Raw genomic sequence first — 7,921 nt, 5'->3', positions numbered from 1 at the left:
TGTTTGGTGACTATGATATTAATAAAATTAAATATGTTGCTGTTGCGCTTGAATTAATTCATATGGCATCACTTGTCCATGATGATGTGATTGATGATGCGGATCTTCGTCGTGGGCAGCCAACCGTGAAATCTAAATGGGATAACAAAATTGCTATGTATACAGGTGACTTTGTTTTTGCTCTAGCGATAGAATTAATGACGAACATTAGAAATCCAATTGCTCATAAAATATTATCTAATACCATTGTTGAAGTTTCACTAGGAGAAATTCAGCAGATAAAAGATAAATATCGTTTTAATCAAAATCTCCGAGATTATCTTCGTAGAATTAAGAGAAAGACTGCTCTATTAATTGCTGTAAGTTGTCAATTAGGAGCAATTGCAGCTGATGTAGAAGAATCCGTTCATAAAAAACTATACCGTTTTGGTTACTACGTCGGTATGTCTTATCAAATTATCGACGATATTTTAGATTTTACGTCTACTGAGAAGGAACTAGGAAAACCGGCCGGCGGAGACCTGCTGCAAGGAAATATTACTGCACCTGCATTATATGCAATGGAAAAGGCTGGAATACGTGCAGAAATTGAAAAGGTACATGAATCCATGTCTCCTTCAGAGATTAAGAAAATCATCACCATTATTAAAAACTCAGATGCAATTGAAAAATCAATTGCACTTAGTGATCTTTACCTTAAAAAAGCTTTGGCAGAATTAGAAGGGTTACCTGCAAATAGAACAAAAAAAACCCTTCATGACTTAGCAAGATTCATTGGAAAACGAAAATTTTAAATCAACTTGTTAAATTTTCGAAAAAATGATAATATTTTTCATGGATTGTTTTCTTAAAAACATTCAATATACATAATAATTTTTTTTAGGAGTGGAATTCATGGAAAAAACATTTTTAATGGTAAAACCTGATGGTGTACAACGTAACCTAATTGGTGAAATCGTTTCACGTTTTGAAAGAAAGGGCTTTCAACTAGTAGGGGCTAAGTTAATGAGCATTCCTAATGAACTAGCCGAAGAGCATTATGGTGAACATAAAGAGCGTCCATTCTTCGGAGAATTAGTAGATTTTATTACTTCAGGACCAGTTTTTGCAATGGTTTGGCAAGGTGAGAATGTGATTGCTACTGCTCGCCAAATGATGGGTTCTACTAATCCAAAGGATGCTGCTCCTGGAACAATTCGCGGTGATTTTGGATTAACAGTTGGAAAAAATGTTATCCATGGGTCTGATTCACCTGTAAGTGCTGAGCGTGAAATTGGCTTATTCTTTAAAGATTCTGGTGTAGTAGAGTACAATAAACTAGTAAACGAATGGATCTACTAATTGAAATGAAAGAGAGGCATTTGTATAAGAAATTATACAAATGCCTTTTTTTATATGAGAAATTAATTCTCTCTTTTCTGAATAGTTATACTATGTTTATTGCGCAGTATATGGTATATTGATACAAAATTCTTTAATGAGTTGAAGGGGGAAAGTAATATGGGAATGAGATATTTAACAGCAGGAGAATCCCATGGGCCGCAATTAACAACGATTATAGAAGGCCTCCCTGCAGGTATGCCATTATTATTGGAAGATATAAATGAGGAATTATCCAGACGTCAGAAAGGTTATGGACGTGGAAGAAGAATGCAAATTGAAAAGGATACAGCCCAAATTGTTTCTGGTGTACGTCATGGGTATACTCTCGGCTCACCCGTTGCATTAGTAGTTCAAAACAATGACTGGAAGCATTGGACAAAGATTATGGGGGCAGAACCGCTTGAAGAAGGACAAGAAGATGAGGTAAAACGGAAGGTAACGCGTGCTCGTCCGGGTCATGCCGATTTAAATGGTGCCATTAAATATGGACACAGAGATATGAGGAATGTCCTTGAACGTTCTTCTGCACGTGAGACAACCGTCAGAGTTGCAGCAGGTTCCGTAGCCAAAAAGCTTTTATCATTGGTGGGTGTTGAAATTGTTTCCCATGTAGTTGAAATAGGTGGAATCAAAGCTAATATTGATCGCTCCATTTCATTTAATGAATTGAAAGAAAAGACAGAAAACTCCCCTGTTCGTTGTGCAGACTCTAACGTAGAAAGTGATATGATGGCTGCGATTGATGAAGCAAAGAAAAATGGGGATTCGATTGGCGGAGTTGTAGAAGTAATCGCTACGGGGATGCCAGCAGGTGTAGGAAGTTATGTTCATTATGATCGGAAATTGGATGGGAAATTAGCAGCCGCTATTATGAGTATTAATGCCTTTAAAGGAGTAGAAATTGGCATTGGCTTTGAAGCTGCAAGGAAACCTGGAAGTGAAGTTCATGATGAAATTGCATGGGACCAAGAAAAAGGTTATTACCGGAAGTCTAATCGTCTTGGTGGATTTGAAGGTGGTATGACAACAGGCATGCCGGTTGTGGTCAGAGGGGTAATGAAACCTATCCCGACATTATATAAACCTTTAATGAGCGTTGATATTGATACAAAAGAGCCGTTTGCAGCAAGTGTCGAGCGTTCAGACAGTTGTGCAGTACCTGCTGCAGCTGTTGTTGCAGAACATGCGGTTGCTTGGGAACTTGCCAATGCTTTGGTTGAACAATTTTATAGTGACCGGTTTGAGACTTTTGCAGAGGAAATTAAAAGACAGCGGGAATATGCGAGGGAATTTTAATGGAAACCATTCAAATCCATACAGATTCAAAAAACTATGATGTCTATGTGGGAGAAGGGGTAAGGAAAGAAATTGGCCCTTTTTTGGCGAACCATTTTGACGGTCTATCTAGAATATTAATTATTACCGATGAAACGGTTGCAGAGCTTCATCTGGAAAAATTATTGTTTGAGTTGAAATCGTTAAACCCTGTAATTTTTACTGCTCCTAGTGGGGAAAAAGCAAAAACATTTGAAGTTTTTTATGCCGCGCTTTCAACAGCGCTTGAAAACAAACTAGACCGGAAATCTGTCATTCTCTCCTTTGGAGGGGGGGCTGTTGGAGATTTGTCAGGATTTGTTGCAGCATCCTTTATGAGGGGCATTCCATTTATACAGGTGCCAACTACTATATTAGCTCATGATAGTGCCGTTGGCGGGAAGGTAGCCATTAATCATCCGCTCGGAAAAAATATGATTGGAGCTTTCCATCAGCCAGAAGCAGTTTTTTATGATTTAGCATTCCTTAAAACACTACCAGTTCATGAAATTCGTTCTGGTTTTGCAGAGGTTATTAAACATGCACTTATTGATGATATCGATTTCTATAATTGGTTAAAAGATAATGTGCAAGACCTTCAAACCTTATCATTAGAGATGTTATCTGAATCTTTAATAAAGGGTATAAGGGTAAAGGGTAAAATTGTTGGTCAAGATGAAAGAGAAACGGGGATCAGGGCTTACTTGAATTTTGGCCACACGCTAGGGCATGCCATTGAATCGGAGATGGGTTATGGGAACTTTACGCACGGGGAAGCAGTGATGATAGGAATGATTTATGCCCTAAAGCTTAGTAACCAATTACTAGGACTGACTTTCGATACTGAAGAATTTACTAACTGGATTGAAAGACTGGGTTATGAATCAAACATCCCGGGAAATCTATCCCATGAAAAATTAATCAACAAAATGAAGCAGGATAAAAAGTCGGTTAGGGATGAGATTCGCTTTGTTCTACTTGAACAATTGGGTCAACCGACAGTTAAGGAAATATCGGAAACAATACTATACGAACAATTAAACAGTTATTAATAAGGGGGTCTTTTTTTGATTAGAGGGGTAAGAGGAGCAATTACGATTGACCAGAATTCCGAGGAGGAAATCATCTCTGCAACCGAAGAACTTTTTGTAAGGTTAATTGAAGAAAATCATATTCAACCAGATCAAGTTGGATCTATTTTCATTTCAACAACCGACGATGTTAATGCAGCATTCCCTGCAAAGGCACTTCGTAAATTTGAGGGGTGGACGTATGTCCCTGTGATGTGTATGCAGGAAATTCCTGTACCCAATTCGTTAAAGAAGTGTGTCCGGGTCATGATGCATGTGAATACAAACAAACCACAAGAAGAAATTATTCATGTATACTTAAAAGGTGCAACTGTTCTGAGGCCCGACCTTGGCAGCAGTCTAGCAAAATAGGTAAAAACAGTAAAGCTGTAATAGAATAACTTATTACGAACGGAGTGAGTAAATATGAGATGGAAAGAGCAGTTATTACAACTGACTCCTTATCAACCAGGGAAATCGATCGAAGCAGTGAAAAGGCAATATAAACTTGACAAGATAGTGAAGCTAGCATCAAATGAAAATCCTTTTGGATGCTCATCTCAGGCCTTGGATGCACTTCAATCAAATCAAACAAGTTTGGCAATCTACCCAGATGGTTATGCAACTACTTTACGAGAGACACTTTCAGCCTTTTTACAGGTTGACGAAGAGGAATTAATCTTTGGAAATGGCTCAGATAACTTAATTCAAATCATTTCAAGGGCACTGTTACATCCGAATGCTAATACAATTATGGCTACACCTAGCTTTTCACAATATAAGCATAACGCAGTGATTGAAGGTGCGGTTTGTAAGGAAATCCCGCTTGTAAACGGAAACCATGATTTAGATGCCATGTTGGCAGCCATTGATGATCAGACCAATGTCATTTGGCTATGCAGTCCTAATAATCCTACCGGTACCTATATACCAGAATCTAAATTAAACACTTTTCTTGAAAAAGTTCCTGCTGATATTCTGATTGTGCTAGATGAAGCTTATTATGAATATGTTGTTGCGGAAGATTACTATGATTCCATCAAATTAGCTCAAAAGTATGAAAATTTAATTGTCCTAAGGACTTTTTCAAAAATATATGGCCTCGCTGCCTTAAGAATTGGCTATGGAGTTGCCAATCGGACAATCATTAAAGCACTTGAACCAGCTAGGGAACCATTTAATGTTAATTCTTTAGGGTTATTAGCAGCGTCTGCAGCCATAAAAGATCAGGAATTTATAAACAACTGCAAAGAAAAAAATAGGCAGGGACTTGAACAGTTCTATGAATTCTGTAGGAAGTATGAACTCGATTATTACCCATCGCAAACAAATTTTATTTTAATTGATTGTAAAACAGATGGAGATTTGGTATTCGAAAATCTAATGCAAAGAGGCTATATTGTTCGTTCCGGGAAAGCTCTTGGTTTTCCTACTGGGGTTAGAATTACAGTGGGATCATCTGAACAAAATGAGGGTGTTCTCAATGCTTTAGGAGAATTTTTATCACAAAAGTAAAACAGTTCTGCTTTGTTTTTAGGGGGAGTTATCATTGAAAGGCCGTGTTTTTGTTATAGGCTTAGGCTTAATTGGAGGTTCTCTTGCCCTTTGTATAAAAAAGGAACATGGGGATGCAACGATTGTAGGATTTGATATTAATAGTGAACAGGCAAGACTAGCAAAAATGCTGGGAGTCATTGATGAAATAGCTGAAGATATCCAAAGTGGTGCAATTGATGCTAATTTAATTATTATTTCTGCACCTGTAAACGAAACAGAGGAAATTATCCAGTTCCTTGCGGGTCTCCCTCTCCATCCAGAGGTAATCGTAACAGATACAGGCAGTACAAAAAGCAAGATTGTTGGAGGTGCCAAAAGCCTAAAAGAGCGAGGAATTACGTTTATCGGCGGGCATCCAATGGCGGGATCACATAAAAGTGGTGTTTCTGCTGCAAAAGAAATATTATTTGAAAATGCATTTTACCTGTTAACACCGCAGGAGCATATAGAAGATTCAAAGGTTGAACAAATAAAATTATGGTTAGTTGGGACCAAAGCCAAGTTTTTAACCATCACACCAGAAAATCATGATTATCTTACCGGGATTGTCAGTCATTTTCCTCATATCATTGCTGCCTCGATTGTTCGCCAAACTGAAAAGTTAGCAGAAGCAGAGAGTTTAATTCCACGTCTTGCAGCAGGCGGGTTTAGAGATATTACCCGGATTGCCTCTAGCAGTCCGAAGATGTGGAAGGATATTCTCCTCCACAATCGTGCGATATTAATTGATCTGCTCAATCAGTGGCAAGAAGAGATGAATGATGTCAAAACGCTGCTTGAAGATGAAAACAGTTCGGCAATATATGACTATTTTCACCAAGCAAAACAATTCCGTGATGGCCTGCCTCAAAAAGATAAGGGTGCGATTCCAGCATTTTATGATTTATTTGTTGATGTACCGGACTACCCAGGGGTGATTTCCGAGATCACCGGTTATTTAGCGAAGGAAGAGATTAGTATCACAAATATTAGAATTTTAGAAACACGTGAAGATATAAATGGTGTCTTAGTAATTAGTTTTCAAACAGAAGAGGACCGGCAAAAAGCAGAACGATGTATCGGCTCCTATTCTAGTTTTGCTACATCTATTGGTTCTTAAAATGATATATAAAAAAGGTGATTTTTCATGACGTCTCTAAAACTAAAGACAAACATAACACACTTAAACGGAGAAATAACGATTCCTGGGGATAAATCAATTTCGCATCGGTCAGTTATGTTTGGTTCGATTGCGCACGGCGAAACCACAGTATCCAATTTCTTGCCTGGGGAAGACTGCTTAAGCACGATTTCATGCTTTCGAAAACTTGGAGTGACCATCGAAGAATCTGATGGTCAACTACGCATTATTGGAAAAGGATTTGAAGGGTTAACCGAACCCAATGAAGTATTGGACGTTGGTAACTCTGGAACAACGATTCGTTTATTAATGGGAATATTAGCAGGAAGACCATTTTTCTCCTCCCTTGTTGGTGATGAGTCAATCGGGAAACGTCCAATGACGAGGGTAACAAATCCATTATCGGAATTAGGTGCAAGAATTGACGGTCGTAACAACGGTTCCTACACACCCATTTCTATTCGTGGCGGTGAATTAAAACCTGTAAATTATCAACTTCCGGTTGCAAGTGCACAGGTTAAATCTGCATTAATTCTTGCTGGGCTGCAAGCAGAAGGACAAAGTGTGATTATTGAGCCGGAAGAAACACGTGATCATACAGAAAGAATGATCATTAAATTTGGCGGAGAAATCCACAAGGATAACCAAATGATTATCGTCAATGGCGGTCAAAAACTAACCGGAACGACAGTCCACGTTCCTGGGGATATATCGTCTGCAGCATTCTTTTTAGTTGCAGGTGCGATAATTCCTGAAAGTGAAGTTGTCTTGAAAAATGTCGGGCTAAACCCAACAAGAACGGGAATTATCGAAGTAATGAAAAAAATGGGTGCTGACTTAGAAATAGTTCAAAACGAGGAATCATCATTTGAACCTATGGGAGATCTTATTATTAAGACTTCCAGTCTCAAAGGTACCGTTATTGAAGGAGATTTAATTCCAAAATTAATTGATGAGATCCCAATAATTGCCCTTTTAGCCACTCAGGCTGAAGGTACAACAATTATCAAGGATGCCGAGGAATTAAAAGTTAAAGAAACAAATCGAATTGATACAGTTGTTCATGAACTTAAAACACTAGGTGCCAGAATCGAAGCAACTGAAGATGGAATGATCATTCATGGGAAAACCAAATTAAGTGGGGGAACTGTCTCAAGTCATGGCGACCATCGAATTGGAATGATGCTGGCCATAGCTGCACTCCTTTGTGAAGAAAAAGCAGAGCTGGAAAACCCAGAAGCCATTTCCGTTTCATATCCGAACTTCTTTGACCATTTAAATAGTCTTATTAAGTAAAGCTGCATTTTATTGCAGCCAGATTGTCGAGAAAGAGTATTCTTCTCGGCAATTTTTTTATTTTGTTATAGCCTTATAACCGACTTTTATTGAGTTTAAAGTCTTTATGAAAACACTCTGTTGATTGGAGCGGAAGGCACGAAGACTCCTGCGGGAGTACGGGGCAGGGGAGACCCCGCAG

General features: G+C 38.5%; 8 protein-coding genes. All 8 read left to right on the top strand.

Going from position 1 to position 7,921, the window contains the following annotated elements:
* Positions 1–794 (top strand): polyprenyl synthetase family protein (locus tag V7659_RS04375; protein WP_335538351.1); only part of this gene is annotated, 794 nt, incomplete at its 5' end.
* 100 nt (positions 795–894) lie between these two features.
* Entirely contained in the window at positions 895–1,341 is a 447-nt protein-coding gene (ndk, locus tag V7659_RS04370) for a nucleoside-diphosphate kinase (RefSeq protein ID WP_335538349.1), read from the top strand.
* A 165-nt stretch (positions 1,342–1,506) separates the two neighbouring features.
* Entirely contained in the window at positions 1,507–2,679 is a 1,173-nt protein-coding gene (aroC, locus tag V7659_RS04365) for a chorismate synthase (RefSeq protein ID WP_335538353.1), read from the top strand.
* Entirely contained in the window at positions 2,679–3,749 is a 1,071-nt protein-coding gene (aroB, locus tag V7659_RS04360) for a 3-dehydroquinate synthase (RefSeq protein WP_335538347.1), read from the top strand. Before aroC ends, aroB begins: the two co-directional genes overlap by 1 nt.
* A gap of 15 nt (positions 3,750–3,764) precedes the next feature.
* The gene (gene aroH, locus V7659_RS04355; RefSeq protein WP_335538345.1) at positions 3,765–4,139 is read left to right on the top strand and encodes a chorismate mutase; all 375 of its coding nucleotides are present in this window, start codon (positions 3,765–3,767) and stop codon (positions 4,137–4,139) included.
* 54 nt (positions 4,140–4,193) lie between these two features.
* A complete protein-coding gene (gene hisC / locus V7659_RS04350; protein WP_335538343.1) occupies positions 4,194–5,282 on the top strand; it encodes a histidinol-phosphate transaminase in 1,089 nt (362 codons plus the stop codon).
* Positions 5,283–5,316: 34 nt separating this feature from the next.
* The gene (locus V7659_RS04345; protein WP_335538342.1) at positions 5,317–6,423 is read left to right on the top strand and encodes a prephenate dehydrogenase; all 1,107 of its coding nucleotides are present in this window, start codon (positions 5,317–5,319) and stop codon (positions 6,421–6,423) included.
* Positions 6,424–6,450: 27 nt separating this feature from the next.
* Positions 6,451–7,740: a 3-phosphoshikimate 1-carboxyvinyltransferase gene (gene aroA, locus V7659_RS04340; protein WP_335538340.1), complete on the top strand. Its 1,290-nt coding sequence runs from the start codon at positions 6,451–6,453 to the stop codon at positions 7,738–7,740.
* Positions 7,741–7,921: the final 181 nt, after the last annotated feature.

It is taken from the genome of Neobacillus drentensis (genome assembly GCF_036966985.1).
GTDB lineage: Bacteria > Bacillota > Bacilli > Bacillales > Cytobacillaceae > Neobacillus > Neobacillus drentensis_E.
The sequence above is the reverse complement of the archived record's forward strand: the minus strand, read 5'-3'. Positions and strand labels throughout refer to the sequence as shown.

Coding starts and splice junctions, on each gene's coding strand:
- ndk (WP_335538349.1), top strand. CDS start 895: ATGGAAAAAACATTTTTAATGGTAAAACCTGATGGTGTACAACGTAAC.
- aroC (WP_335538353.1), top strand. CDS start 1,507: ATGAGATATTTAACAGCAGGAGAATCCCATGGGCCGCAATTAACAACG.
- aroB (WP_335538347.1), top strand. CDS start 2,679: ATGGAAACCATTCAAATCCATACAGATTCAAAAAACTATGATGTCTAT.
- hisC (WP_335538343.1), top strand. CDS start 4,194: ATGAGATGGAAAGAGCAGTTATTACAACTGACTCCTTATCAACCAGGG.
- aroA (WP_335538340.1), top strand. CDS start 6,451: ATGACGTCTCTAAAACTAAAGACAAACATAACACACTTAAACGGAGAA.